We start from the raw sequence: 24,880 nt of genomic DNA, 5'->3' as shown, positions 1-24,880 counted from the left end.
TTGGAATTAGCCGATCGCTTCCAACTGCCGACCAAACGGTCTGGAAACCCGCAAGGCCGCCAGGCAGCCGACAATGCCGAGCGGTACGAAGGCAAGAAACAGCCAGGAAGCGACATTCGCCGCCGCGTCGTGGTTCAAACCTTGCGAAAAGCCGCTGGCATTGGCGACGATGCCGGCCAGTGCGGCGCCCACGGCATAGCCGATGCGTTGCATGGTCGGCACCGCCGCCGAGGCGATGGTCTGCTCGCCCTCCGGGGCGGAGGCGACGATGACACGCGTCAGGAAGGGCCAGGCGATGCCGAAGCCGCCGCCTTGCAACAGGGCGCAGATCAGGATGAGCGGGATGGAGCCCAGGGGTATCGTGTAGGCAAAGCCGGCGATGCCGGCCGCGATCATCACCGCGCCGCCGATGATGATCAGCCGCTCGCGCTGCGGCGGCGCGTTGGCGACGAGGATCGACAGGATCGACCAGGCGATCGACTCGGCGGCGATGATGTAGCCGGTGGTCAGCAGCGGAATGTCGTGCAGGTTGGTCAGCAGCAGCGGCCCGTAGACGCCGAAGGAACAAGTCGCCACCGAAAAAGCGGCAACCATGGTCATGCCTGCGCCGACCGGCGTGCGCCATGAGAACAGCCGTGCCGGGAACAGCCGCGAACGCGGCTTCAGCGCGTCGATGGTGAAGAACAGCACCAGGCCGATGAGGCCGAGGGCCATCAGCAGCGAGGAGCGCAGCAAGGCGATGTCGACGCCGGCCGAGGCGATCAGCACCACGGCCACGGCAAGGCAGCCAAGGGCTGCGAACGGGAAGGGCGGCGCCTTGCCTGTGGTCGTCCTGGGTTTCGTCGCCTCCGGCGTGTCGAGCACGATGAAGCTTGCCAGCGCCATACCGGTGCCGCCAAGGGTGAAGATGCCGAAGGCCCAGCGCCACGACAAAAGCTCGGTCATGATCGCGCCGAGCAATGGTCCGCTGAAGGCGGCGACGCCCCAGATCGCCGACATGATGCCGAAAAGCTGCGGCCAGATAGCGCGCGAGAACAGTCGTTCGACCGAGACGAAGGCCAGCGACACCAGCGCACCGCCGCCAAGCCCTTCGATCAAGCGGCCGGCGAGGAACAGTTGCATGGAAGGCGAGGTGGCGCAGATCAGCGCGCCTGCTGCGTAGAGCAGCGCGGCGACCACCATGTTGGTGCGCAAGGGGACATAACTCACCGATCGTCCGGCGGCCGCGCCGGCAACGATGGCGCCGAGTTCGTAGATCGCCAGCGACCAGCCGACGAGCTGTACGCCCGCCAGTTCGCCAACCATGGCCGGCATCACCGTTGCCACCATCGTTTCATTGGTGGCGTGCAGCAGAATGCCGAGGCTGATGAAGCAGAAGCGCGCCAGGTCGCCGCTTGCCCACAATACGCGCCAGTCGACCCTGTTTGTGTTGATCTCGGTCATTTCCACCCCTGTCTTGCATATCTCGACGCCAGCGCAGGACACCAGAAGCCAGTACGGGTTTCCGGCAGGACCATGCGAATCGACAGCGCCGGATCGAGGCGTCGTTGCGCTCGGGGCAGGCTTGTAAAACCTCAACCGGGGTTGAGCTCAAGCGGTTTTTCGAGGACCGTTCGCGCGGCAGCCTTTCCGATTGCCGGGTTGGTTGCGCGATCAGTTCTCGGTGCTGCGCAGCTGGAACTGGCTGACGCCGATCGCGAGGTTCATGCCGGTCTGCGTCTGCAAGCTGAGCGGCTGCAAGGTGAACGCCTGAGAGGAGCCGCCGACCAGCAGATTGGCGCCGGCGCCGACGGCGGCCGTCACCTCCGCGCTGGCGCCGATGTAGTCGCCGGCCAGCGCACCCGGCGCATAGATGTTCTTCAGCGGCGTCAGCACGATCCACTGCATGACCGTCTGCTTCGTCGTGCCGATGTCGAAGCCGTATTTGTTGACGGCGCCGAAATAGGCTTCCGGCGCGAAGCTTTTGTCGGCGGGGTTGAAGGTGCAGCTCAGATCCTTGCTCGAGCCGAAGATGAAGCCGGTGCCGCCGCCAATGGCACAGTCAAGCGTACCGAGTTCTACGCCTCGGTCCTGCGCCTGCACGGCTCCGGAGAGCGTGGTGAACATGGCGGCAGCGATGGCTGTCTTCAGCATGAAGGTCCCCTCAAAAATCAACGGCGCGGAACCATCCTATCTGGTTCCGCGCCGCGGAGTGAGGGGGCATGGAGCGCATGGCTCCATGCAATCACTTGAATGAATGGATCAGCTGGAGCGAGGTCACTGCCACGGCAAGGTTGACGCCGGTCTGCGCCTGGACGCTGAGCGGCTCCAGCATGAAGGCGCTGTCCAGGCCGCCAACCAGCAGGTTGGCGCCGCCGCCGGTCACCACGCTCGCCTCGGCGTTGACACCGTAGTAGCTGCCGGCGAGATCGCCTCCGTCACTGTCCCGGGTCGCAGCCAGCACGGCCCAGACGAGCTGGCCCTGATGCGTCTGGCCGACATCGAGGCCGATCTTGGAGATGACGCCTGTGTAAACCTCGGACGGCCCGTGATGATGAGGCCGGAAGACACAGGACACGCCCTTGTTGGAGGCGACGATGTAGGCGGTGCCGCCGTCGATAGTGCAATCGAGCGTGCCGAGTTGCAGCTTGCCGGCGCTGGCCGGAGCCACCGCGAACATCGTCGTGGCGAGGGCAACGGCGCAGGCGAGTTTCTTGAACATGGGAGGGTCCTTTCGCAAATTGCTTTTCGATAACGGCTTGGGAGGCAAGACCGTTCCGCCGAAAACTTGGCGCGATCAAGGCAGGGGCCGAAAGCCTCCTGCCGGGGTTAATGCGCGGTTGCGGAGTGCGTCCTTTCGGACACGCAAAGGATCCCGCGACGCTTGCATGTCACGCGGATTTTTACGGGGAGCGCCTGCCGAGACCGAGATCAGCTGACGCGGGCGAGGCCATCCTTGGCCGGCTGGTAGGTCGGATCAAGCCGAACGGCTTCCTTATAGGATTTCGCCGCCTTGGCCTTGTCGCCGCGCCGCTCGTAGATCAGCGCCTGGTTGGACCAGGCCTCGGCATTCCTGCCGTCGAGCTTGATCGCCATGTTGAAATCGGAGAAGGCGTTGTCCTCGTCGTTGGTCGCCAGGTAGGAGAGGCCGCGGCCGTTGTAGGGCTCGGCGGCGTCCGGCGCCAGCGAGATGGCGGTCGAGAAATCCTCGATGGCGAATTTGTGCTGGCCCTGGCTCTGATAGATCAGGCCTCGATTGTGGTAGGCGCGCGCGTCGGTCGTATCGAGCTGGATCGCCTTCTGAAAGTCGTTGAAGGCGTCTTGGGTGCGACCCGCCTTCCGGTAGAGATTGCCGCGGCCGATATAGGCGGCGTCATAGTTTGAATTGATCTGGATCGAACGGTTGTAGTCGGCCAGCGCGGCTTCCTGGTTGCCGAGGAAGCGCTGGATGAGCGCGCGATTCGAATAGGCCTGGAAGAAATTCGGATTGAGCTGGATGGCTTGATTGAAATCCTTGAGCGCCGCCTGGTACTGACCACCACGGCCATAGGCCGAACCGCGCACATTGTAGCCTTCGGGATCCTGGGGATTGCGCTGGATGACCCCCGACAGCGAGGAAATGTTCTCGCTCGACCCTTGCGCCTTGTCGATGTTGTTGAATTCACCGGTCGGGCCCGCCGTTTGGCAGCCGGCAAGCGCCAGTCCGGAGAGCAGGGCTGCTGTCAGGGCGAAACCACGCAATGCGGTTCCGCGCTCCACGCTCGTTGCGTTCATGTCTGCCCTGTCCTCACTTCAAGTCCGGTTCCCCCTCCGGACCGGTCACATCAAAACAAAAAGGTGGCGGCGATTCCGCATCGCGCCACCTCTGATATCCTTCGAAAAGGACGAAAAATTGGCGTTAGAACCGCGGCGGACGCGGAGCGCCACCTGGGCCACCGGCGGCGCCAGCAGCAACTGGGCGCGGCGTCATCGGCAGCAAGCCTTCGCGCTGGGCGCGCTTGCGGGCCAGCTTGCGGGCGCGGCGGACGGCTTCAGCCTTCTCACGGGCGCGCTTCTCGGACGGCTTCTCGTAGTGACCGCGCATCTTCATTTCGCGGAAAATGCCTTCGCGCTGCATCTTCTTCTTGAGAGCGCGAAGCGCCTGATCAACGTTATTGTCGCGGACGAGTACCTGCACGGGCAATCCTGTCTTTCGGGTTTGATATCAACAGGCAAGCGGTCATAGCCACTAGCCTCCGCGGCGGTTTACACCACGAATTGTGGCGGCTGATAGCAGAATCATGCCGCGCTGTCCACAGCGGAATCGCTCTGGGCAAAAGGTATTGATGCCCGAGACGTCGGCGGCTGGCCCAGCGCGTCCCGGCAGCGTTGGCGGAAATCCCGTATCTCGCGGTAGCGGCTGCTGTTTAATTAGTTATCAAGGCGGGAAAATGCTTGCTCATCGGTTCATTTAAAATCAAGCTTGCGGCGTTTGGGGTGGGATTACTCGGGCAGCCTCCTGGCGTTGGAGGATGATCCGAAGAGGGGGCCGATTTGAAGGTTGAATTTTGCACGTCAGTGCCGATGTTTTTTGGACATGAGATTTCGTCGACGAACAACACGCTCAGGCAGCAGAAAATTGCGAGGCTGGAGAATGAAGCACTTCCTGAGGGGGCATATCTCAGGGAGATAGCCGTGGGACGGATTGCCACAAGGAAGAATAAATACTTTGTGGTAAAATCAGAAAATGGAAACGTTCAGGAATTAATACGGTATAAACTTTCTTCTGTTCACAAAATTGAGTCAATAGTAAGTAAAATAGAATATGAATCCAGGGATAATGGCGTATTCCTGTACAATATTTTTACGAAAGTGGAACTTCACGGGTGCGACGCCAAGACATTAGATAGTATCATCGATCGATACCAAGAGGTGTTTCCGGGATTCTTTAGTGAAGGTAAGATTCCTGCTGGGATACCTATGCTGGATCAATCGGCGCTTGACAAAATAGCCCATTTTGCTGGGTTTTCACTGGGAAACGCGCAAGTTTCGAAAATCTCCCTGTGCGGCAGCTATGCGGAGTTCTTCGCGATCTTCCCGGAGGGGCAATCCGCGGATTGCCTCGTCGATGCAGGGAAGCACTACAAGGTAAAGGACGATCAGCAATTCATCGACATAGAATACGCCAGTGGGAAAAATTCACGGGTGATATCGGGCTATTCGATCTTCGGGCTCATAACCGATGATCCGGACGACGCGTACAAGATTTTCAAGGAGATGGTTTTCCATGTAAATTACCACTGGAACCTCATCCGTGACCTTCGTGATGGGGTGCAGCAACGGTTCTTGAGCTTGATCGCCGTGGAAGCCAAGGCCAGCGATCTTGCCAAGACCATCAAGGAAATCGACAGGCAAAGTGACCTGATCCGCGCGCTGACCTATGAGGCCGACAGCATTTCGGTCTGCGAATGGGCAGAGGAGCGCAACCTCTATCAATCGCTTTGGAATGGGTGGAAGGGGGATGAGCTTGTCGGCGCGACGTCCGGCTACATCGAGGACGTCAAGTCGTCTGTCTCAAGACGATATGACGAAAGGACGTCGGAATATGAAGGTATCATCCAGATTTTGCTGACGTTCATTACGCTGCTTACTATAGTGTCGATAGTGTTTCAGACGGTAGATTTCGTCTATTCGAGCTCTGAGCCGATGTCTCAGATGTGGCCGCAGAACATTGTGCGACTTTACTGGCTTATATTTACGGCTATATTTTTTGCTGTGGTTTTCATGGCCTCTCTGGTGGTTAGGTCGCGGCAAAAATAGCGAGATGGAATTTGGCTCCGGCATCCTTGGAGACTGAGATTTCAAGCAAAAATTCATTCGCCCGGGCTTGAATTCTTCACGTCCGGTTGATTGACACGCCGCCATCGGCAAACAGAGCGGCTCCGGTGGTGAAGCTCGAGGCGTCGGAGGCGAGATAGAGTGCCGAGCGGGCGATCTCCTCCGGCATCGCGACACGCTTCAAAGCATGCAGGCCTTCGACGAAAGCCCGTGATTCCGGAGTCTTGAAGGTTGCCGCCGGCGTGTCGGTGCCGCCGGGCAGCAGCGCGTTGACGCGAACGCCTTTCGGCCCATATTCGGCGGCAAGCACCTGCGTCAGCCCGATCAGGCCTGCCTTGCTTGCGGCATAGCTGGTCATGCCGGGCATGCCGATGGTGTGGCCGACGAAAGTGGAGGTGAAGATCAGCGAACCGCCGCCACGCTCGACCATGGCCGGCACCTGGTATTTGGCGCCGAGAAACGCGCTGGTGAGATTGGTGTCGAGCGTCTCGCGCCAGCCTTCCAGCGACAGGTCCGAAATCGGCCCCATCCGGCCGACGGCGCCGGCATTGTTAAAGGCGATGTCGAGCCCATCGAACCTTTCGACCGCCAGATCGACAAGGGCCTTTGCGTAGGCTTCGTCCCTGACATCGCCGGCAAGAGCGACCGCCGTGCCATCGGCGTCAGCGATCTCGGCGACAAGCGCATCGAGCTCGGCCTGACGGCGGGCGGCGAGGATGACCTTGGCGCCTTCCTCAGCGAACAGTTTCGCGGTGGCGCGGCCGATGCCGGAACTGGCGCCGGTGACGATGGCGACCTTGTTGGCGAGTGCGAACATTTTTGCATCCTTTTCTTCGCGCCGGCTTTAGCGGCAGTTGGGATGCTTGGTCGCAGATCGAGGCAAGGCGAGCCACCCGATACGTGCTAATGTGAGGAAGCGCCGGATGCGTCTTTTTCGTCGCGGCGCAAAACGGCAAGCGCCGTCGCAAACAGCGCAAGGGTGGAAGCGCTGTTTCGCTAGTGATACACCTCGCGCGCCGGGACCGAATGAACGCCGGCCGCCATTCGCGAAGCCTTTTTGGGGCGAGGTTGGGACGTTGAAGAAATATTCGGTATTCGCCATCGCCCGTGAAGCCATGCGCGGCCACAAGGGCTGGGAGGAGCAGTGGTCCTCGCCTGAGCCCAGGAAAGAATACGACGTCATCATCGTCGGCGCCGGCGGCCATGGCCTGGCCACAGCCTATTACCTCGCCACGGTGCACGGCATAACCAATGTCGCGGTGCTGGAAAAGGGCTGGCTCGGCGGCGGCAACACCGGCCGCAACACCACCATCATCCGCTCCAACTATCTCTATGACGAGAGTGCCGGCATCTACGACCATGCGCTGAAGCTGTGGGATGGGCTCAGCCAGGAGCTCAACTACAACGTCATGTATTCGGCGCGCGGCGTCATGATGCTCGCGCACAACGTGCACGACGTCCAGGTGCTGAAGCGCCACGTCCACGCCAACCGGCTGAACGGCATCGACAATGAGTGGCTGACGCCGGAGCAGGCGAAGGAATTCTGCCCGCCGCTCAACACCTCCAAGGACGCGCGCTATCCGGTGGTCGGTGCGGCGCTGCAGCGGCGCGGCGGCACGGCCCGTCATGATGCGGTTGCCTGGGGCTATGCGCGCGGCGCTTCGGCGCGCGGCGTCCACATCATCCAGAATTGCGAAGTCACCGGCGTCAAGCGGGCCGCCAATGGCGCGGTCATGGGCGTCGACACGACGCGCGGGTTCATTGGCGCCAAGAAAGTCGGCGTCGTTGCCGCCGGCCATTCCTCGGTCATCATGAACATGGCCGGCGTGCGCATGCCGCTGGAAAGCTATCCGCTGCAGGCGCTGGTGTCGGAACCGGTCAAGCCGGTGGTGCCCTGCGTGGTGATGTCGAACACGGTGCACGCCTATATCTCGCAGTCCGACAAGGGCGAACTGGTGATCGGCGCCGGCACCGACCAGTATGTCTCCTATTCGCAGACCGGCGGCCTGCACATATTGCAGCATACGCTGGACGCCATCTGCGAGATGTTCCCGATCTTCACGCGCATGAAGATGCTGCGCTCGTGGGGCGGCATCGTCGATGTCACGCCCGACCGCTCGCCGATCCTGGCCAAGACGCCGGTGCCCGGCCTCTATGTCAATTGCGGCTGGGGCACGGGCGGCTTCAAGGCGACGCCGGGCTCGGGCCATGTCTTTGCTCACACCATCGCGAAAGACGATCCGCATCCGATCAACGCGCCTTTCACCATCGAGCGCTTCCGCACCGGCCGGCTCATCGACGAGGCGGCGGCGGCGGCGGTGGCGCACTGATGATGGTTGAGATGGCTGTCGCGATGCCGCTGATGCTGGCGGGGGAACAAGTGCTGGCGGGGGAACGGGGCTTGTTCCATTTTCCGTCGGCGGACGAAGTGCGCACGCAGCCGATCAGCCGCACCGGCAACGAAACCGCTTGGCCGTTTTCGGTCGACGACGGCACGCTGGCCTGCGTCTGGAGCGGTGGCCAGAGGGTGGTGATGTTCTTCGAGGGACGTCACGAAGGGCTCGACCAGGACGAGACATTCCAGCCGCGTCAAGTCATCGTCACCACCGATCCGATGCAGCTCACTCTCGGCAACATGGCGTCCCGCGATCTGTTCCGTCCGGCTGCAAGTGTGGAAGAACGCATCCGGCTCGTCGCTCCGTTCGCGACCTTGGGACAGAAGCTTTGCGATCAACCGGCGGGCGCCCGCGTCGGCCACGGCGAATTGTAGGAACGAACCAAATGCTTCTCATCCGCTGCCCCTATTGCGAGGAAGAGCGTCCGGAACTCGAGTTTCGCAACGCCGGCGAGGCGCATATCGCGCGCTCGGCCAATATGGCCGGCGAGAGCGACGACGATTTCGAAAAGTTCTTCTTCATCCGCTCTAACCCCAAGGGCATCATTTATGAGCGGTGGCGGCACATGCATGGCTGTGCGCGCTTCTTCAACGCCGTACGCGACACCGTCACCGACAAGTTCGTCATGACCTACAAGGCCGGCGAGCCCAAACCCTCCAAGCTGCCGGGAGTTGGCAAATGAGCGGCGCGTTCCGCATTCCAGGAGCCGGCCGCTTCAAACAGGCGAAGACCGCGCGCTTCAGCTTCGATGGCCAGTCCTACACAGGCATCGAAGGCGACACGCTGGCCTCGGCGCTGCTCGCCAATGGCGTCCATCTCGTCGGTCGATCGTTCAAGTACCATCGTCCGCGCGGCATACTGTCGGCGGGCGCCGAGGAGCCGAATGCCCTGGTCGAAATCGGGCGCGACGCGGCGCGCAAGACGCCAAACGTGCGCGCGACCGTTCAGGAGCTCTATGACGGGCTCGACGCGCAGTCGCAGAACCGCTGGCCGTCGCTGTCCTTCGACCTCGGTGCGGTCAGCGATATCGCCTCACCGCTGCTTTCGGCCGGCTTCTACTACAAGACCTTCATGTGGCCGAAGGCGGCGTGGAAGAGCCTCTACGAGCCCAAGATCCGCGCTGCGGCCGGGCTTGGCGTTTCCCCGGACCAGCCGGATCCCGACCATTATTCGTCGCGCTATGCGCATTGCGACGTGCTGGTGCTGGGTGGCGGTGCGGCGGGCATCGCGGCGGCATTGGCAGCGGCGGAGACCGGCGTGCGCGTCATCCTCGCCGACGAGCAGGCCGAGTTCGGCGGCAGCCTGCGTTTCGAGAGCGGCGCGAAAATCGACGGCCAGGATGGTTTTGCCTGGGCGCAAGCCGCGGTGGCGAAACTCACCGCGATGGACAATGTCCGCGTGCTCCCGCGCACGACGGCGTTCGGCTATTACGCGCAGAATTTCGTCGGGCTGGTCGAGCGTGTCAGCGATCATCTGAAGGCCCCCGGCCACGACCTGGCGCGCGAACGGCTGTGGCAGGTCAGGGCCAAGCGCGTGGTGCTGGCCTCCGGCGCGATCGAGCGGCACATGGTGTTTGCCGACAACGACCGCCCGGGCATCATGCTGGCGGGTGCCGCGCGCACCTATCTCAACCACTACGGCGTCGCCGTCGGCAGGAATGTCGGCGTCTACACCGCCAATGATTCCGCCTATGCAGCGGCGATCGACCTGAAGAAGGCCGGCATCAATGTGGCGGCGATCGTCGATCTGCGCGACAATCCGACCGGAGCGGTGATCGACGAGGCGAGGGCGCTCGGCATCGAGGTCAATTTCGGCCGCGCGGTCATCCGTGCCGGCGGCAAGCTCCGCGTTTCCTCGATGACCGTGCAGCCGAAGAATGGTGGCGGCGAACGCACCATCCCGGTCGATGCGATCCTGATGTCGGCCGGCTGGACGCCGTCGGTGCATCTGTTCTCGCAGTCGCGCGGCAAGGTCGCCTTCAACGACGAGACCAAGCGCTTCGTGCCCGGCACCTATGCGCAGGATTGCGTCTCTGTCGGCGCCTGCAACGGCACCGATGGGCTGTCGGCGACGGTCGACGAGGCCTATGCGGCTGGCGCCAAGGCGGCCAAGGATGCAGGTGCCAAAACCGCCAAGGGTACAAAGCCGAAGGTCGATGCCTCGGAGAGCTGGTCGCGCGGCATGCTGGGTGCGGCTCCCGGCGCCGGGCCGGACACGACAGTGAAAGCCTTCGTCGACTTCCAGAACGACGTCACCGCCAAGGACATCCGCCAGGCGGTGCACGAGGGTATGCGCTCGATCGAGCACGTCAAGCGCTTCACCACCAACGGCATGGCGACCGATCAGGGCAAGACCTCCAACATGCACGGCCTGGCGATTGCCGCCGAGATGCTGGGCAAGCCGATCCCGGAAGTCGGCCTGACCACGTTCCGGGCGCCCTATACGCCGGTGACCTTCGGCGCGATCGTCAGCCATGCGCGCGGTCCGCTGTTCGACCCGACGCGCAAAACGGCGATCCATCCCTGGGCCGAGGCGCAAGGTGCCGTGTTCGAGGATGTCGGCCAGTGGAAGCGCGCCTGGTATTTCCCCAGGGCGGGCGAGGACATGCACGCCGCGGTCGACCGCGAATGCGTCGCGGTGCGCAAGACGGCCGGCTTGTTCGACGCTTCGACGCTGGGCAAGATCGAAGTGGTCGGTCCGGATGCGGCGAAATTCATGGAGCTGCTCTACACCAACCCATGGGAGAAGCTGGAACCCGGCCGCTGCCGCTACGGCATCATGCTGCGCGAGGACGGTTTCATCTATGATGACGGCGTCGTCGGCAGGCTGGCGCCCGACCGTTTCCACGTGACGACGACCACCGGCGGCGCGCCGCGGGTTATGAACCACATGGAGGATTATCTCCAGACCGAGTTCCCGCACCTCAATGTCTGGCTGACCTCGATCACCGAGCAGTGGGCGGTCATCGCCGTGCAGGGCCCGAAATCCCGCGACATCATCGCGCCGCTGGTCGAAGGCATCGACATGTCGGACGGGGCGCTGCCGCATATGTCGGTGCGCGAGGGCAAGATCTGCGGCGTGTCGACCAGGCTGTTCCGCATGTCGTTCACCGGCGAGCGCGGCTTCGAGGTCAACGTGCCCGCCGACTATGGCCAAGCCGTCTGGGAAGCGCTGTGGGCTGAAGGCCAGAAGCATGGTGCGGCCGCCTACGGTACCGAGGCTATGCACGTGCTGCGTGCCGAAAAAGGCTACATCATCGTCGGACAGGACACCGACGGCACGGTGACGCCGAACGATGCCGGTCTCGACTGGGCGGTCGGCAAGAAAAAGGCCGATTTCGTCGGCATCCGCGGCATGGCCCGGCCGGATCTGGTCGCCAAGGGCCGCAAGCAGCTGGTTGGCCTGAAGACCAGGGATCCGAAGGTGGTGCTGGAAGAAGGTGCGCAGATTGTCGAAGACCCGAAGCAGGCGATCCCGATGAAGATGATCGGCCACGTCACCTCGAGCTACTGGTCGGAAAATTGCGGCCGCTCGATCGCGCTGGCGCTGGTCGCCGGCGGCCGCGACCGCATGGGCGACACGCTCTACGTGCCGATGCCGAACGGGGTGATCGAAGTGGAAGTTACCGGCATGGTGTTCTTCGACGAGACGGGAGGGCGCCTCAATGGCTAAGGCCGCTACAAGAAAGACGGCTCCGGCTGCATCGCCTTCGGTTGAACGCCGTCCGGCGCTGGCTGGTCGCAGCACCGCGGCTGCCGGCGTCAAGGTCGAGGTCCTGCCGCCCGCCGAGCGCATGTCATTGCGTGCGCCGGAGGGCTCGGTTGCAGCGCTTTCGAAGGCGCTCGGTGTGACCTTGCCGAACAAGCCGAAGACGTCTGCCTCGAAGGGCGGGCGTACCGCCCTGTGGCTCGGCCCCGACGAATGGCTGGTCATCGACGAGGCCGGCAACGATCCGCTCGCCGATTGCGCCAAAGTATCCGCGCTGCATTCGGCGGTCGGTCTCTCCCATCGCAACATCGCGATATCCGTGACGGGCGCCGGCGCAGCGGCGACGATCAATGCGGGCTGCCCGCAGGACCTGTCGCTTGACGCCTTTCCGGTAGGGGCGGCGTCGCGCACCATCCTGGGCAAGGCCGAGATCGTGCTGCTGCGCACGGCTAACGACGCCTTCCGGGTCGAATGCTGGCGTTCCTTCTCGGACTATGTCTTTACTTTCCTGTCCGAGGGATCGCGCGACGTGGCGGTCTGAACTCGGAACGTTTTGCAGGGCACGCTCGTTCTGCATCCGCACGCCGAGGGAGAATGCCGATGCCGTCGAATTCCGCGCCGAAGTCGCCGGTCATCAAGACATCGGCCGTCCGCTCGCTCGAGCATGAGCGGCACGGAGCGCCGAGCGCCGAAGAGGAACTCGAGGAAGGCCTCGAAGACACGTTCCCGGCCAGCGATCCGATATCCATTACCGGAACCGCCATCCCCGGCGCACCGGCAAGACCGGGCAAGGCCAAGACCGTGCCAGGGCGCAAGAAGCGCACGACGTAATTTCCATCGGACCAGATCGGATCGGACCTTCTCAATCCCGTTGGGCATGCTATTTAAAGCGCTTTGGGAGATGAAAATGCCGACAAAGGCGATCGTTTGGGGCGAGAATGTCCACGAGCAGACCAATGAAGCCGTGCGCGACCTCTATCCCTTGGGGATGCATGGCACCATTGCCGCGGCGCTCAACCAGGACAAGGGCATCGAGGCGACCACCGCCACCTTGCAGGAAGCCGAACATGGCCTGAGCGAGATGCGCCTGGCGGCCGCCGACGTGCTTTTGTGGTGGGGCCACGCGGCGCATGGCGAGGTCAAGGACGAGATCGTCGAGCGGGTGCAGAAGCGGGTGTGGGAAGGGATGGGCCTGATCGTGCTCCATTCCGGCCACTACTCGAAGATATTCAAGCGGCTGATGGGCACGCCCTGTTCGCTGAAATGGCGCGAGGCGGGCGAGCGCGAGCGCGTCTGGGCGATCAACCGCGGCCACCCGATCGCGCAAGGCATCGGCGAGTGCCTGGAGATCGGCGAGACCGAAATGTATGGCGAGCCGTTCGCGGTGCCGGAGCCGCTGGAGACGGTGTTCGTCTCCTGGTACGAGGGCGGCGAGGTGTTCCGGTCCGGGCTGACCTACCAGCGGGGCGCGGGACGGATCTTCTACTTCTCGCCCGGCCACGAGACGTATCCGATCTATCACAATGAGGGCGTGCAGCAGGTGCTGCGCAACGCGGTGCACTGGGCGCACAATCCGGCGCCGGCATGGTCCGGCATCACCAACGCGCCGAACGTGCCGACGGATGCGGCCAAGGAGAAGATCGTCCAGAAGGGGCTGCGCTTGCATGCCGATGGCGACAAGGGCCTTAGTTGATTAGGGCGGCATGAGCTGATCGGGGCCTGAGTTGCCTAAGGCGTGAGTTGATTTGGGGCTTGGGCCAATGCATCGAATTCTTCTACTCGGCACCGGCGGTATCGCCGGGCATCATGTCGAGGAGTTCGCCGGGATTGCGGGCTGCAGCATCGTCGCCTGTGTCGACCAGGTGCCCGGCCGTGCTGCGGCGTTCGCCGCCGTCAGCAAGATCGGCGATTCTTTCGAGAGCCTGGAGGCGGCGATCGCCTGGGGCCAGTTCGATGCCGCCATCAACGCGACGCCGGATGGTGCGCATATGGCAACGACACTGGCGCTGCTCGGCGCCGGAAAACACGTGTTTTGCGAAAAGCCGCTGGCACCGAATCACGCCGATGCGCTTGATATGACCGAAGCGGCCGAGGCTGCTGGGGTGATCAACATGGTCAACCTGACCTATCGCAACTCACCGGCGATCCACGAGGCGCGGCGCATGGTTCAGGCCGGCGAGATCGGCGCGTTGCGCCATGTCGAGGCGAGCTATCGGCAAAGCTGGCTGGTCAGCAAATCATGGGGTGACTGGCGGGTCGAGGACAAATGGCTGTGGCGCCTGTCGAGCCGTCACGGCTCGACAGGCGTGCTGGGCGATGTCGGCATCCATATCCTCGACTTCGCCACCTATGGCGCCGACCAGGACATCGTCAGCCTGCACGCCGATCTGGTGACGTTTCCGAAGGCCGAGGGCGAGCGCATCGGCGACTATGTGCTGGATGCCAATGACAGCGACAGCGCGGCTCAGCTCCGGCGCGCTCGCCACGATCGTGGCGAGCCGCTACATGACCGGCCACGCCAACGATCTCTCACTGGCCCTGCACGGAACCAAGGGCGCCATCAAGGTCGAGACGGACGGCAAGGCATCCAACTTGTCCGCCTGCCTGGGTGGGGATGTCGATCTGCAGCGCAGGCAGACGCTGGCGCCGCCCGATGTCAAGCGCAACGCCCGGCGCTTTGCCGACGCGCTCGACGCGGGCCGCAACGGCGATCCGTCGTTCCGGCGCGCCGCCGACATGCAGAAGCTGATCGACGCAGCCTTCGAGAGTTCAGCGGCTAAACTGCCGAGGCTGAAACCGGCCGGCTTGTGGCGGCCAGACGTGATTTCTGCGGAAATCAGAATGCGCTCGGCACAATCCACGGATTGATGCTGATGCCGAGGCGCGGGCCCTTGCCTTCAGCGGTGTTTTCCGTGGCGCCCTTCTTCTCGACCGATCCGGTCGAAGCGCAATCGAGCTTCACGTTGGCCTTGGTGTCAACGCAGGTTGCGGTGGGCGCATGCTTGACGGGGTGAGCGGTGCCGGCGGCGAAGGCCGAGCCCGAAAGTGCCAGCACGGCGGCTAGGGTGAGAAGGGTCTTTTTCATTGTCGGTCTCCGTTTTCGACGGGTGAACTTTTTCTCGTACATGTACGATATACCGTACAGATACGTCCGCCGGCCGCGAAGTTCAAGTCAAAACCGTACGCGTACGGTAAATTCTTTGTTAACCAAGAAATTCGCCCCGCTTTGGCTGGGGTAGAGAGGACATGGAAATGAAGGAACTGGCGTTCAGCAGTTGACCGGTGTCTCGGTCAGCGGCGCCACGTTTTGCGTGCTGAGCGTGGCAAGCGTGAAATCGCACATCCGCTTCACGAAAGCCTGCGGATCGCCGAAGGGGTAGAAGGGAAAGGTGATGAGCAGCGAGATCGTGCCGTGGCCGACCGCCCACAGCATGGTGGCGATGGCGCGCGGATCGCCCTGCAACTTGCCGGCGGCAACGCAGGCCTCGACCCTGCTGATCAGCGCTTTCATAGCAGGATTGCTCTCTTCCATTTCATTGTAGCCTTCCGGCAGCTTGGTCTTTTCGGTCATGAAGACGGTGCGGTATTCGTTGGGATTGCCGAGTCCGAAGGCGGCATATTCGGTCATCACCGCCTGCAAGGCCTCAATCGGATCGTCGGACGGATGCTCCTCGATGCGGCGTGCGAGCGTCTCGAATGCATCCTCGGCCAGTGCGAACAGGATGTCCTGCTTGTCGGCGAAGTAGGAATAGACCGACATCGGGGCGTAGCCGACCCGCTTGGCCAGTTTGCGGATGGTCAGGCCTTCATAGCCTTCTTCCTGGACGAGCTTGTGCGCGGCCTCGACCAGTTCGGAGCGCAGTTCGGCCTTCTGTTTCTCGCGGCGTGTCTGGACGCTCTGCGGCAAGATCTGGTGCCTTTGGTTGTTGGTGGCTGGCTAAATTATATACGCTGTACGGAAACGGACAAGGGCACGGGAAGTTCCCAAACGGCAGGTGTCAGATCGCGCCGACGCTCGTCGAAATTAGGCAGCACCCATGATCAGCACCGTTGCTCCGTCAAAGCGGCCCATCACGCCTCCTTGGCGATCAGTTTTACGGCGAGATGCGAAAGCAGCTTTACCGCCTCGCCATAGGTCCTGGCTTTTTCCGGATTGGAGGCGTTGCCGTCCAGCGCCCGCTTGAAGACGCCTTGGCAGATTGCAGCCAGCCGGAAGAAGGAAAAGGCGAGGAAGAACGTCCAGTTCCCTATACCGGTGAGCCCGCGCCGCCGGCAGTAGCTGGCGACATAGTCCTCCTCGGAGGGCAGGCCGAGCGCGGAACGGTCGACACCACCCAGGCCGCGAAAACCCGACGCGTGCGGCAGCCGCCATTGCATGCACTGATAGGCGATATCGGCGAAGGGGTGGCCTGATGTCGACAGTTCCCAGTCGAGCACCGCCAGAACCGTTGGCCGCTCCGGCGCGAAGATCAGATTGTCCAACCGGTAGTCGCCGTGCACCAGCGAGATCCGACCGTCATCGGCGGGCATATGCGTTTCCAACCAGGCAATCAGCCGGTCCATGTCGGCGACGGTGCCGGTTTCCGAGGCACGGTACTGGCTCGTCCAGCGCGCCAGCTGGCGCTCGAAATAACTGCCCGGCCGGCCGAAATCGCCGAGACCCACTGTTTCGACATCGACCTCGTGCAGCGCGGCAAGTGTATCGTTCATGGCGTCGTAGATGGCGGCGCGTTCTTCGTTGTCGCGCGCCTCCGGCAACGCCGGATCCCAGAAGATGCGGCCGTCGAGGAAATCCATCACGTAGAACATGCGGCCGATCGGCGAGTCCTCAGCCGACAGATGCAGCATGGCAGGCACAGGCACGGCGGTGCCGGCAAGCGCACTCATCACCCTGAATTCGCGGTCGACCTGGTGCGCCGATTTCAGCAATTGCCCTGGCGGCTTGGCACGCAGCACGTAGCGGCCGCTTGCCGCCGTCAAAAGGTAGGTCGGGTTCGATTGGCCGGATTTAAACTTTTCGATTGCAGCAAGCCCGGAAAAGCCCGGTATGTTCGCCTCGAGGTAAGGCGCAAGCACTGCCTGGTCGAGAACGGGATCACTCATGCCGTCTCGGGCTGGCGTTCTATCAAGGTCAGCGTCAGCCAGCGGGCAGTCAGCGCCGGCTTCTTCGAACCCTCGATCTCGATCGTCACGTCATGCGCCGTCTGCACCCAGCCCGATGGCCTGACCTTGACGTCGGCCAGCACGAAACGCGTGCGGATGCGCGCACCGGTCTTCACCGGCGCCAGGAAGCGCAACGAATCGAAGCCGTGGTTGACGCCCATCTTGCTGTTTTCCAGCGGTGGCATGGTCTCGAAGGTCATCGCCGACAACAGCGACAGCGACAGGAAGCCGTGCGCGATGGTGCCGCCGAACGGCGTCTCGCGCATGGCCCGCTCCGGGTCGCAGTGGATGAACTGGTGGTCGTCGGTGGCGTCGGCGAACTGGTCGATCATGCGTTGCGTGACCACCCGCCACGGCGACACGCCAACCTCCTTGCCGACATTGGCCAGAAGCACATCGAGACTGATCGGTTCCACGCTCATGTCCTCCAGTTCACCCCCGGCTTCTGTGGCCGGAAAATGTCATTCCTTGAACAAGGTCAGCCCATGCTGCACCGACTGTCCGCCGTCGATCGGCAGGATGGCGCCGGTGACATAGCTGCCTGCACGGCTGCACAAATAGAGCGTTGCGCCGGCAATGTCATCCGGTGCGCCGATACGGCCGATCGGAACATGGCTGCCGACGTGCCTGGCCTGCTCATCCGTGCCGGTGGCAAACGCCGTCATGCGGCTCTGGAAGGGGCCGGGGGCGAAAGCGTTGACGGTGATGCGGCGGGCGGCGAACTCGAGCGCCAGTGTGCGCGTCAGATGATGAACGGCGGCCTTCGAGGCGGTGTAGGAATAGGCGTCGTCGGCCAGCGGCTGCGTGCCCATCACCGAACCAAGGTTGATCACCCTGGCCGGATCGGCATCGCTGGCGGCGGCATCGAGCAACGGCAGCAATTCGCGGGTCAGATGGAAGACCGCGGTGACGTTGACGCCAAACACCTTGGCCCATGCCGAATAGGGGAAGCTTTCCAGCGGCGCGCCCCAGGAGACGCCGGCATTGTTGACCAGAATATGCAGTTTCCCGGTCCGCGCTTTGACCTCGACGACGAGTGCGGCGATGCCAGCCTCGCTGGAGACGTCGCCGACGAAGCCCTCGGCCCGGCCCGGTGCACCAAGCTCGTTCAACTCTTCGGCGACCTTGATGCAATCCTCGCCCTTGCGTGACGCGATCATCACGCTGGCGCCGGCCTGCACCAGCGCGGTCGCCGCCATGCGGCCTATGCCGGTCGCGGCACCCGTCACCAGCGCGGTCTTGCCGGCCACCGAAAACAGCTCGTCCAGATAGCTCATCACAATCCTCCGCGCTCGGCATGCGGGCAAACAGTTCGCGTTGACAAGGCTATCCGAAGTACGGTCATCCTTGCCACTGACAAAATGCCTGGCTTGCATGAAGGGTTAGCGACCGATGACGGAGATGAATCTCGGCATGACCGAGCGGCTGAAGCCGATCCACGCGCGCGTCGCGGCCATGGTGCGCGACGAGATCATGCCGCTCGACAGGGAATTCCTGAGCGAGGTGGGCAAGGCAGGCGACCGCTGGGTCTATAGCGCTCGCCAGAGCGAGATACTCGAAGGGCTGAAGAAGACCGCACGAGAGCGCGGCCTGTGGAATTTCTGGCTGACCGGCTCGGAACGCGGCTACGGCCTTTCCACCGTCGAATACGCCTATCTGGCCGAGGAGATGGGCAAGGCGCATCTCGGCGCCGAGACTTTCAACTGCTCGGCGCCCGACACCGGCAACATGGAGGTGCTGGAGCGGTACGGCTCGGCCGACCACAAGAAGGAATGGCTGGAGCCGCTGCTCGAGGGCAAGATCCGCTCGGCCTATCTGATGACCGAGCCGGATGTCGCCTCGTCCGATGCCACCAACATTGCCATGCGCTGCGAGCGTCAGGGCGACGACTATGTGCTCAATGGCGAGAAATGGTGGGCTTCGGGCGCCGGCGATCCGCGCTGCGCCATCTACATCGTCATGGTCCGGACCGGCGGCGATGAAGAGCCGCAGCATCGCCGCCATTCGATGATCCTGGTGCCATCAGACACGAAAGGTGTGACCAAGGTCAGGGCCATGCAGGTCTATGGCGACGACGACGCGCCGCATGGCCATATGCATCTTCGCTTCGACAATGTGCGCGTACCGGCGTCGAACCTGATCCTGGGCGAGGGCAGGGGGTTCGAGATCGCGCAAGGACGGCTCGGCCCCGGCCGCATCCATCACTGCATGCGCGCCATCGGCCAGGCCGAGATGGCGCTGGAGATGCTGTGCCAGCGTTCCGTACGCCGCGAGGCCTTCGGCCAGAAGCTGGCAAAGCTCGGCGCCAATTTCGACATCGTCGCCGAATGCCGCATGGAGATCGAGATGGCCCGGCTGCTCTGCCTCAAGGCGGCGTGGATGATCGACCAGGGCGATGCGCGGGCCGCCGCCCCCTGGATCAGTCAGATCAAGGTGGTGGCACCGCGCGTCGCGCTCAAGGTCACCGACGAGGCCGTGCAGATGTTCGGCGCGCAAGGCATCAGCCAGGACACGCCGTTGGCGCGGTCGTGGACGCATCTGCGGACATTGCGCCTTGCCGACGGACCGGACGCTGTGCACCGCCGTCAGGTGGCGCGCACCGAGCTGAAGAAATACACGCAGGAAAAGGTCTGAGCGCCGGTATCATCCGGCGACGCCGGAAGGTCCAAGCGAGGAGTGTTCCGATGACAATCCCCTCCGAAATGAAGGCGCTGTTGCTGGTCGGCGACGGCTACACCAGGACGCCGAGCGGCAGCGTGCTGGAGGCGATGGAGCCCTATCTCGAGCCGGGCAGCATCGCGGTGCCGACACCCGGGCCGACGCAGGTGCTGATCAAGGTGAGCCTCGCCTCGATCAATCCGTCCGATGTCGCCTTCGTCAAGGGCCAGTACGGCCAGCCGCGCGCCAAGGGCCAGCCGGCCGGTTTCGAGGGCGTCGGCATCGTCGTCGCCAGCGGGGACGAGCCCTATCCCAAAAGCCTGATCGGCAAGCGTGTGGCCTTTGCCACCGGTGTCAGCAACTGGGGCTCGTGGGCCGACTATGCCGTCGCCGAGGCGGCGGTCTGCATCCCGCTGCTCGACACCGTCCGCGACGAGGATGGCGCAGCGATGATCGTCAACCCGCTCACCGCGCTCGCCATGTTCGACATCGTCAAACAGGAAGGCGAAAAGGCCTTTGTCATGACCGCCGGCGCCAGTCAGCTCTGCAAGCTGATCATCGGCCTGGCCAGGGAGGAAGGTTTCCGGCCGATCGTCACCGTGCGCCGCGACGATCAGATCGCGGCTCTGAAAGATCTTGGCGCGGCCCACGTCCTCAACGAAAAGGCGCCGGATTTCAAGGCAGCGCTGCGCGAGGTGATGAAGGCCGAACAACCGCGCATCTTCCTTGACGCGGTGACCGGGCCGCTGGCCTCCGCCATCTTCAACGTCATGCCGAAGCAGTCGCGCTGGATCATCTACGGGCGGCTCGATCCCGAAGCCACTGTCATCCGCGAGCCCGGCCAGTTGATCTTCCAGCACAAGCATATCGAAGGTTTTTGGCTGAGCGAGTGGATGCGCCAGCATCGCGACCGCCGCGGCCCGGCGATCCTGGAAGCGCAGAAGCGGTTTTCCGACGGGCGCTGGTCGACCGACGTGACGGCGGTGGTGCCGCTTGCCGAAGCCATGGCGCGGGTGCCGGCGGAACTGGCCAGACCCAACGGAAAGGTGTTCATCCGGCCTTGAACGAACACGGCTGACCGAGATGAAGCCCGATAAACCGCAAAAAACGGGAGCTGCTTATGGGAAAATGGTGGATTGTCTCGATCGTCGTGATGTCGATGGCCGGCACCATTGGCGCACAGGCTGCCGACAAGTTCCCGCCATTCTGGCGAAAGGCGATGACGAACGATCCGAATACGAACTACTTTCTCAAGAAATATTCGGCCCCTCTCGATGATCCTGCCGGAACCGCGGTCAGGAACATCATGCTGGCTCGGGTGATTGGCGCCGAATGTCAGTCGTCGAGACTCAACAAGGCCAAGGTCCAAGCCTATCGCGACAGAATGATCGGCCCGCTTTCACCCGAGCAACTCAAAGCGGCCGCATTCCAGGGTGGCAGTGCGCTGCGCAGTTTCAACTACCAGGATCTCGCTTACCTCTGTGCCGGCATCGACTATCAGTTCGGGCCGAAAGGGGTGCTGATCCCGGGTGCTGTTTCAGCTGGCAAGGGCGAGCCAAAGTACCCCTATGATCAACGCAAACCCTACATTCATCTGCCCGAATTCACCGGAGATTAGTCAGGTCGCCCACTCCATCAAGCGAACACGAAGGTGGGTTCTGACATTCGAGGCGGATGAAGGTGGCCTTTTGCGTTCATCAAGCCCCTATGCCACGCCGCTTCGTCCGTGATATGCCGCCGCCATCGAACGCCCGGGCAATTTTGACTGAGCCTGTTCGGGGGTGGTGTGGGGTGTCTTGATGACGATTTCCAAGCCGGTTTTCGACCGTCTGGGGTTCGGCCTGTGGATCGGAGCGTTCCTGGTCGTTCTTGCCATGGTCCTGTGGTCGCCGCACACGCGGACGGTATGGCAGGCCTATATCGACGGCAGCGAGGCGCTTCTGGCCGGTCTGCCGCTCTACGACACCCAGTCCGAGATGGGATATCTTTACGCGCCGGCCTTCGCCGCGCTCTACACTCCAATAGTCAAGCTCGGTCCGCATCTGGGCGGCTTGGTTTGGCATTCCATTGGCTTTGCGGTGCTGACATATGCCGCGATGCGGCAGGTGCGCAAGCTCGGCGGCGGCGAATTGATGTGGCTGCTTTCTTTCGGCCTTTTCCTCGCTTTGCCGATGGCGCTCGGCGCGATCCGCAACGGCCAGGCAACGATCCTTTTGACCGGCGCTTGCTGGCTTCTCACATTCTCGGCGCTGGAAGGGCGGCGGGCGGAGACGTTCTTCTGGGCTTCGCTTGCCATCATCGCCAAGCCGACCGCGATCATCATGCTGTTGTTGGTAGGAGCCCTTCGGCTCCGGTTGATACCGGTGCTGGTGCTGGCGGTGCTGTTCGTGCTGGCACTGCCTTACGCTTTTGCTCCCGCCGGCTATCTCAACGATCAGTATCGTGTCTTCGCCCAGATGCTGACCTCCATGGCCGTCGACAACGCCAGCCATTTCGTGCCCACCGATTTCACGGCACCGTTCACCACGATAGGGCTGCCGATTCCGGAATTTGGCGCAACGATCGTGCGCATGGTCATGGCCCTGCTTACGCTTTCTGCCGTCATCTGGTTCGACCGCAGGCTCGAACAGGGAAAGGCGGCGCTGGCGATCTTCCTGACGGCCACCTTCTACATGTGCGTCTTCAACCCGCGCGTCGAACCCAACACCTTTGCCATGATCGCGGTACCAGCCGGTCTTGCCATCGCCCTGTTGTGGCGCGAAGAACGAGGCGGCGTCCTCGCCTCGGTGCTATCGATAACGCTGTTCGTGACCGGGCTGAGCGGCGTCGAGCGCCATGTGCACGATTTCCTCTTCCCCTGGTTCCGGCCGGTCGCCGTCACTTTCATCGCCGGTTCGCTGATCTGGTGGTTTTGGGCCAAGGCACGGGAAAAGGTGGTGAATGCGGGAGTCGCGAATGGTTGAGTTGCGGCCGAGCCTCGATATCGTCGCACCGTTCTTCAACGAGTCGGCATCGGCATCGGCCTTCGCGCGCCTGCTCGGCGAGCTCGAAGCGGCCGTGGCACAACGCTTCGGCATGACCGTACACAAGATCCTCGTCGATGACGGCAGCCGTGACGATGGCGCTGTGCGGTTTTCGCAAGCGCTGACGGGGTCGTGGGAGATCGTGCGCCTCAGCCGCAATTTCGGCAAGGAAGTCGCGGTGCTCGCCGGCCTCGACCAGTCGCGCGGCGACATGGTGCTGATCATGGACGCCGACCTCCAGCATTCCCTGGACATCAGCCTGAAGCTGATCGCCGAGCTGGTGGCCCATCCGGACATCGACGTCGTCTTTGCGCAGAACGACCGCCGCGAGGCGAGTTGGCGGCGCAGCCAGCTTGCACGGCTTTTCTACAGCCTGATCAACAGCAGCCAGCGTTTCGACATTCCCGAAAATGCCGGCGACTTTCGCGTCATGCGCGGCGCCGTGGCGCGCGCGCTGACCAGCCTGCGCGACAAGCGTCGCTTCAACAAGGGCCTGTTTGCCTGGGCCGGCTTTCGCCAGAAGGCGTTGCCCTATTCGCCGGAAAGCCGCGCCAGCGGCACATCGAAATGGAGCCGGCTCAACCTGATCGCCTTCTCGCTCGAAGGGTTCACCTCATTCTCCGTCATTCCGCTGCGCCTGATCAGTCTTAGCGGGCTGCTCGCGGCGTTGGCCGGCGCGCTCTATGGCGCCAAGGTGTTCTTCGAGGTGATCTTCTACGGCATTGCCGTTCCGGGCTACCCCAGCCTGCTGGTCGCCATCGTCCTGCTCGGCGGTCTCAACCTGACCCTGCTTGGCCTGATCGGCGAATATGTCTGGGTCACGCTCAGCGAGAGCAAGGATCGCCCGGTCTATCTCGTGCGCGACGTCGTGCGTAGCGTGGCCCCCGTCGACCGGCCGGAGCCGGGCACTTCGAACAGATGACGCGGCGTATCCGCCTGATCGCTGACGATTACGGTCTGGCGCCCGGCGTTTCCGCCGCGATTCTCGACCTGCTCGATCGTGGGAGGCTGACCGGCACCAGCTGCATGACCGGCTTTCCGGAATGGGAAGCGGAGGCAGCGCGCATAAAACCCCTGTGCGGCCGTGTCGCGGTCGGGCTGCATCTTACCTTGACCGACCAGCAGGCGGTCACCGGCCGGTCGAGCCTGGCGCCGGAAGGCCGGCTGCCGCCGCTTCGCGGGCTGGCCTTGCCTGTTCTGCGCGGCCGCATCGACGACCGCCATGTCCATGCCGAGCTTGACGCCCAGTACAGCCGCTTCGTCGAGGCGCTTGGCTGTCGCCCTGATTTCGTCGACGGGCATCAGCATGTGCATTTCCTTCCAGTCGTGCGCACATGGCTGCGCGCGCGGTTTCCCGAAGGCGCCGACAAGCCGGCCCTGCGCGGCGCCCCTGCGCTGGCCGCAGGCTCGAAAGTCGCCGCGATTGCCGCGCTCGCTGCCGGGTTCAACCGCTCGATGCAGCGCGCGGGCTTCATCGTTTTCCAGCCGCTCGCCGGCATCTATGACTGGCGGCAGCCCGAAAAGTTCACTGCGGTTCTGCAGGCCGTCGTCGAAGGGTTGCCGGAACGAGGACTGTTCATGTGCCATCCCGGCCATGTCGACGAGACGCTGCGCGCGCGTGACACGATGCAAGGTGTGCGCGAGGTCGAATTCGCGGCCCTGGCATCGGACGCGTTCGGAGCCGGCCTGGCCCGCGCCAATGTCGCAATCATGGATGGCAGGGGATGAGCGACGCCGAGCGGCCCCCGCGTTCGACCGGCAACAAGATCGTCCGCTTTGCCATTGTCGGACTGGCGAACACGGCCATCGACCTTGCCAGCTTCTTTCTGCTGCTCAAGCTCGGGGTTTCGCCGCTGCCCGCCAACATCGCCGCCTGGTTCATCGCCGTCACCTTCTCGTTCGCGGCGAACGGCTTCTGGTCGTTCGAGCGCAATCGAGCCATCCGGCTGCGTGACGCCTTCCTTCGTTTCGCTTCGCTTGGGGGGCTGATTTCGCTCGGCGTCTCCAGCCTCTCCATCGCACTGCTTGCCGGCATCGCCGGAGTGTGGCCGGCAAAGATCGGCGGTGTCGTGGTAGCGGCGGTGCTGAATTTCCTCGCGGCGCGCTGGTCGATCGAAGGCCGGTTCCTGAGATAGG

Annotated in this window: 26 protein-coding genes and 1 pseudogene; 16 read left to right on the top strand and 11 right to left on the bottom strand. The window is 63.1% G+C overall.

Annotated features, from left to right (window positions below; all coding sequences use genetic code 11):
• Positions 1-6: 6 nt before the first annotated feature.
• The 5 genes from LB558_RS28730 to rpsU all read right to left on the bottom strand — a co-directional run bounded on the left by LB558_RS28730 (position 7) and on the right by rpsU (position 4,156).
• Positions 7-1,443, bottom strand: a complete 1,437-nt coding sequence (locus tag LB558_RS28730) for an MFS transporter (RefSeq protein WP_224700620.1) — start codon at positions 1,441-1,443, stop codon at positions 7-9.
• Between the two features lie 210 nt (positions 1,444-1,653).
• Positions 1,654-2,133 carry a DUF992 domain-containing protein gene (locus tag LB558_RS28725; RefSeq protein WP_224700619.1) on the bottom strand — a complete coding sequence of 160 codons (480 nt, stop codon included), beginning with the start codon at positions 2,131-2,133 and terminating at the stop codon, positions 1,654-1,656.
• 91 nt (positions 2,134-2,224) lie between these two features.
• On the bottom strand, positions 2,225-2,701 hold the full coding sequence (locus LB558_RS28720) for a DUF992 domain-containing protein (RefSeq protein ID WP_224700618.1): 477 nt from the start codon (positions 2,699-2,701) through the stop codon (positions 2,225-2,227).
• Between the two features lie 209 nt (positions 2,702-2,910).
• The gene (locus LB558_RS28715; protein ID WP_027037653.1) at positions 2,911-3,753 is read right to left on the bottom strand and encodes a tetratricopeptide repeat protein; all 843 of its coding nucleotides are present in this window, start codon (positions 3,751-3,753) and stop codon (positions 2,911-2,913) included.
• A gap of 124 nt (positions 3,754-3,877) precedes the next feature.
• The gene (gene rpsU, locus LB558_RS28710; RefSeq protein ID WP_023671138.1) at positions 3,878-4,156 is read right to left on the bottom strand and encodes a 30S ribosomal protein S21; all 279 of its coding nucleotides are present in this window, start codon (positions 4,154-4,156) and stop codon (positions 3,878-3,880) included.
• Between the two features lie 356 nt (positions 4,157-4,512).
• Here rpsU and LB558_RS28705 point away from each other — a divergent pair, with 356 nt between their 5' ends.
• On the top strand, positions 4,513-5,778 hold the full coding sequence (locus LB558_RS28705; protein WP_224700617.1) for a hypothetical protein: 1,266 nt from the start codon (positions 4,513-4,515) through the stop codon (positions 5,776-5,778).
• A gap of 76 nt (positions 5,779-5,854) precedes the next feature.
• Here LB558_RS28705 and LB558_RS28700 read toward each other — a convergent pair whose 3' ends face one another.
• Positions 5,855-6,613, bottom strand: a complete 759-nt coding sequence (locus tag LB558_RS28700; protein WP_224700616.1) for an SDR family oxidoreductase — start codon at positions 6,611-6,613, stop codon at positions 5,855-5,857.
• A gap of 259 nt (positions 6,614-6,872) precedes the next feature.
• Here LB558_RS28700 and LB558_RS28695 point away from each other — a divergent pair, with 259 nt between their 5' ends.
• The 8 genes and pseudogenes from LB558_RS28695 to LB558_RS28660 all read left to right on the top strand — a co-directional run bounded on the left by LB558_RS28695 (position 6,873) and on the right by LB558_RS28660 (position 14,768).
• Positions 6,873-8,126 (top strand): sarcosine oxidase subunit beta, encoded by a 1,254-nt coding sequence (locus tag LB558_RS28695; protein WP_127290628.1) that lies wholly within the window; start codon positions 6,873-6,875, stop codon positions 8,124-8,126.
• A complete protein-coding gene (locus LB558_RS28690; RefSeq protein WP_224700615.1) occupies positions 8,126-8,566 on the top strand; it encodes a hypothetical protein in 441 nt (146 codons plus the stop codon). The genes LB558_RS28695 and LB558_RS28690 overlap by 1 nt, the downstream gene beginning before the upstream one ends.
• An 11-nt stretch (positions 8,567-8,577) precedes the next feature.
• The gene (locus LB558_RS28685) at positions 8,578-8,874 is read left to right on the top strand and encodes a sarcosine oxidase subunit delta (RefSeq protein WP_127259924.1); all 297 of its coding nucleotides are present in this window, start codon (positions 8,578-8,580) and stop codon (positions 8,872-8,874) included.
• Positions 8,871-11,864 (top strand): sarcosine oxidase subunit alpha, encoded by a 2,994-nt coding sequence (locus LB558_RS28680; protein WP_224700614.1) that lies wholly within the window; start codon positions 8,871-8,873, stop codon positions 11,862-11,864. Before LB558_RS28685 ends, LB558_RS28680 begins: the two co-directional genes overlap by 4 nt.
• Entirely contained in the window at positions 11,857-12,441 is a 585-nt protein-coding gene (locus tag LB558_RS28675; protein ID WP_224700613.1) for a sarcosine oxidase subunit gamma, read from the top strand. The genes LB558_RS28680 and LB558_RS28675 overlap by 8 nt, the downstream gene beginning before the upstream one ends.
• Before the next feature lie 59 nt (positions 12,442-12,500).
• Positions 12,501-12,731 (top strand): hypothetical protein, encoded by a 231-nt coding sequence (locus LB558_RS28670; protein WP_224700612.1) that lies wholly within the window; start codon positions 12,501-12,503, stop codon positions 12,729-12,731.
• 76 nt (positions 12,732-12,807) lie between these two features.
• On the top strand, positions 12,808-13,593 hold the full coding sequence (locus LB558_RS28665; protein WP_224700611.1) for a ThuA domain-containing protein: 786 nt from the start codon (positions 12,808-12,810) through the stop codon (positions 13,591-13,593).
• A gap of 67 nt (positions 13,594-13,660) precedes the next feature.
• Positions 13,661-14,768: pseudogene (locus tag LB558_RS28660) on the top strand (Gfo/Idh/MocA family protein).
• Here LB558_RS28660 and LB558_RS28655 read toward each other — a convergent pair.
• The 5 genes from LB558_RS28655 to LB558_RS28635 form a co-directional block, all read right to left on the bottom strand.
• Positions 14,737-14,985 (bottom strand): DUF680 domain-containing protein, encoded by a 249-nt coding sequence (locus tag LB558_RS28655; RefSeq protein WP_224700610.1) that lies wholly within the window; start codon positions 14,983-14,985, stop codon positions 14,737-14,739. The pseudogene LB558_RS28660 and the gene LB558_RS28655 sit on opposite strands and share 32 nt — an antisense overlap.
• A 183-nt stretch (positions 14,986-15,168) precedes the next feature.
• On the bottom strand, positions 15,169-15,807 hold the full coding sequence (locus tag LB558_RS28650) for a TetR/AcrR family transcriptional regulator (RefSeq protein ID WP_224700609.1): 639 nt from the start codon (positions 15,805-15,807) through the stop codon (positions 15,169-15,171).
• 164 nt (positions 15,808-15,971) lie between these two features.
• On the bottom strand, positions 15,972-17,003 hold the full coding sequence (locus tag LB558_RS28645) for a phosphotransferase family protein (RefSeq protein WP_224700608.1): 1,032 nt from the start codon (positions 17,001-17,003) through the stop codon (positions 15,972-15,974).
• Entirely contained in the window at positions 17,000-17,485 is a 486-nt protein-coding gene (locus LB558_RS28640) for a MaoC family dehydratase (RefSeq protein ID WP_263495443.1), read from the bottom strand. The genes LB558_RS28645 and LB558_RS28640 overlap by 4 nt, the downstream gene beginning before the upstream one ends.
• 39 nt (positions 17,486-17,524) lie before the next feature.
• Positions 17,525-18,340 carry an SDR family oxidoreductase gene (locus tag LB558_RS28635; RefSeq protein ID WP_224700607.1) on the bottom strand — a complete coding sequence of 272 codons (816 nt, stop codon included), beginning with the start codon at positions 18,338-18,340 and terminating at the stop codon, positions 17,525-17,527.
• Positions 18,341-18,455: 115 nt separating this feature from the next.
• On the opposite strand from LB558_RS28635, the gene LB558_RS28630 reads away from it, so the two are divergent.
• The 7 genes from LB558_RS28630 to LB558_RS28600 all read left to right on the top strand — a co-directional run bounded on the left by LB558_RS28630 (position 18,456) and on the right by LB558_RS28600 (position 24,879).
• The gene (locus tag LB558_RS28630) at positions 18,456-19,697 is read left to right on the top strand and encodes an acyl-CoA dehydrogenase family protein (protein ID WP_224700606.1); all 1,242 of its coding nucleotides are present in this window, start codon (positions 18,456-18,458) and stop codon (positions 19,695-19,697) included.
• Between the two features lie 50 nt (positions 19,698-19,747).
• Positions 19,748-20,785 carry a zinc-binding dehydrogenase gene (locus LB558_RS28625; RefSeq protein ID WP_224700605.1) on the top strand — a complete coding sequence of 346 codons (1,038 nt, stop codon included), beginning with the start codon at positions 19,748-19,750 and terminating at the stop codon, positions 20,783-20,785.
• An 89-nt stretch (positions 20,786-20,874) separates the two neighbouring features.
• On the top strand, positions 20,875-21,339 hold the full coding sequence (locus tag LB558_RS28620) for a hypothetical protein (protein ID WP_224700604.1): 465 nt from the start codon (positions 20,875-20,877) through the stop codon (positions 21,337-21,339).
• Between the two features lie 181 nt (positions 21,340-21,520).
• On the top strand, positions 21,521-22,684 hold the full coding sequence (locus LB558_RS28615; protein ID WP_224700603.1) for a glycosyltransferase 87 family protein: 1,164 nt from the start codon (positions 21,521-21,523) through the stop codon (positions 22,682-22,684).
• Positions 22,677-23,666 carry a glycosyltransferase family 2 protein gene (locus LB558_RS28610; RefSeq protein ID WP_224700602.1) on the top strand — a complete coding sequence of 330 codons (990 nt, stop codon included), beginning with the start codon at positions 22,677-22,679 and terminating at the stop codon, positions 23,664-23,666. The genes LB558_RS28615 and LB558_RS28610 overlap by 8 nt, the downstream gene beginning before the upstream one ends.
• Positions 23,663-24,472 (top strand): ChbG/HpnK family deacetylase, encoded by an 810-nt coding sequence (locus tag LB558_RS28605; RefSeq protein ID WP_224700601.1) that lies wholly within the window; start codon positions 23,663-23,665, stop codon positions 24,470-24,472. Before LB558_RS28610 ends, LB558_RS28605 begins: the two co-directional genes overlap by 4 nt.
• Positions 24,469-24,879: a GtrA family protein gene (locus LB558_RS28600; RefSeq protein WP_224700600.1), complete on the top strand. Its 411-nt coding sequence runs from the start codon at positions 24,469-24,471 to the stop codon at positions 24,877-24,879. Before LB558_RS28605 ends, LB558_RS28600 begins: the two co-directional genes overlap by 4 nt.
• Position 24,880 lies beyond the last annotated feature (1 nt).

The sequence above is a fragment of the Mesorhizobium sp. CO1-1-8 genome (assembly GCF_020164875.1).
GTDB lineage: Bacteria > Pseudomonadota > Alphaproteobacteria > Rhizobiales > Rhizobiaceae > Mesorhizobium.
The sequence above is the reverse complement of the archived record's forward strand: the minus strand, read 5'-3'. Positions and strand labels throughout refer to the sequence as shown.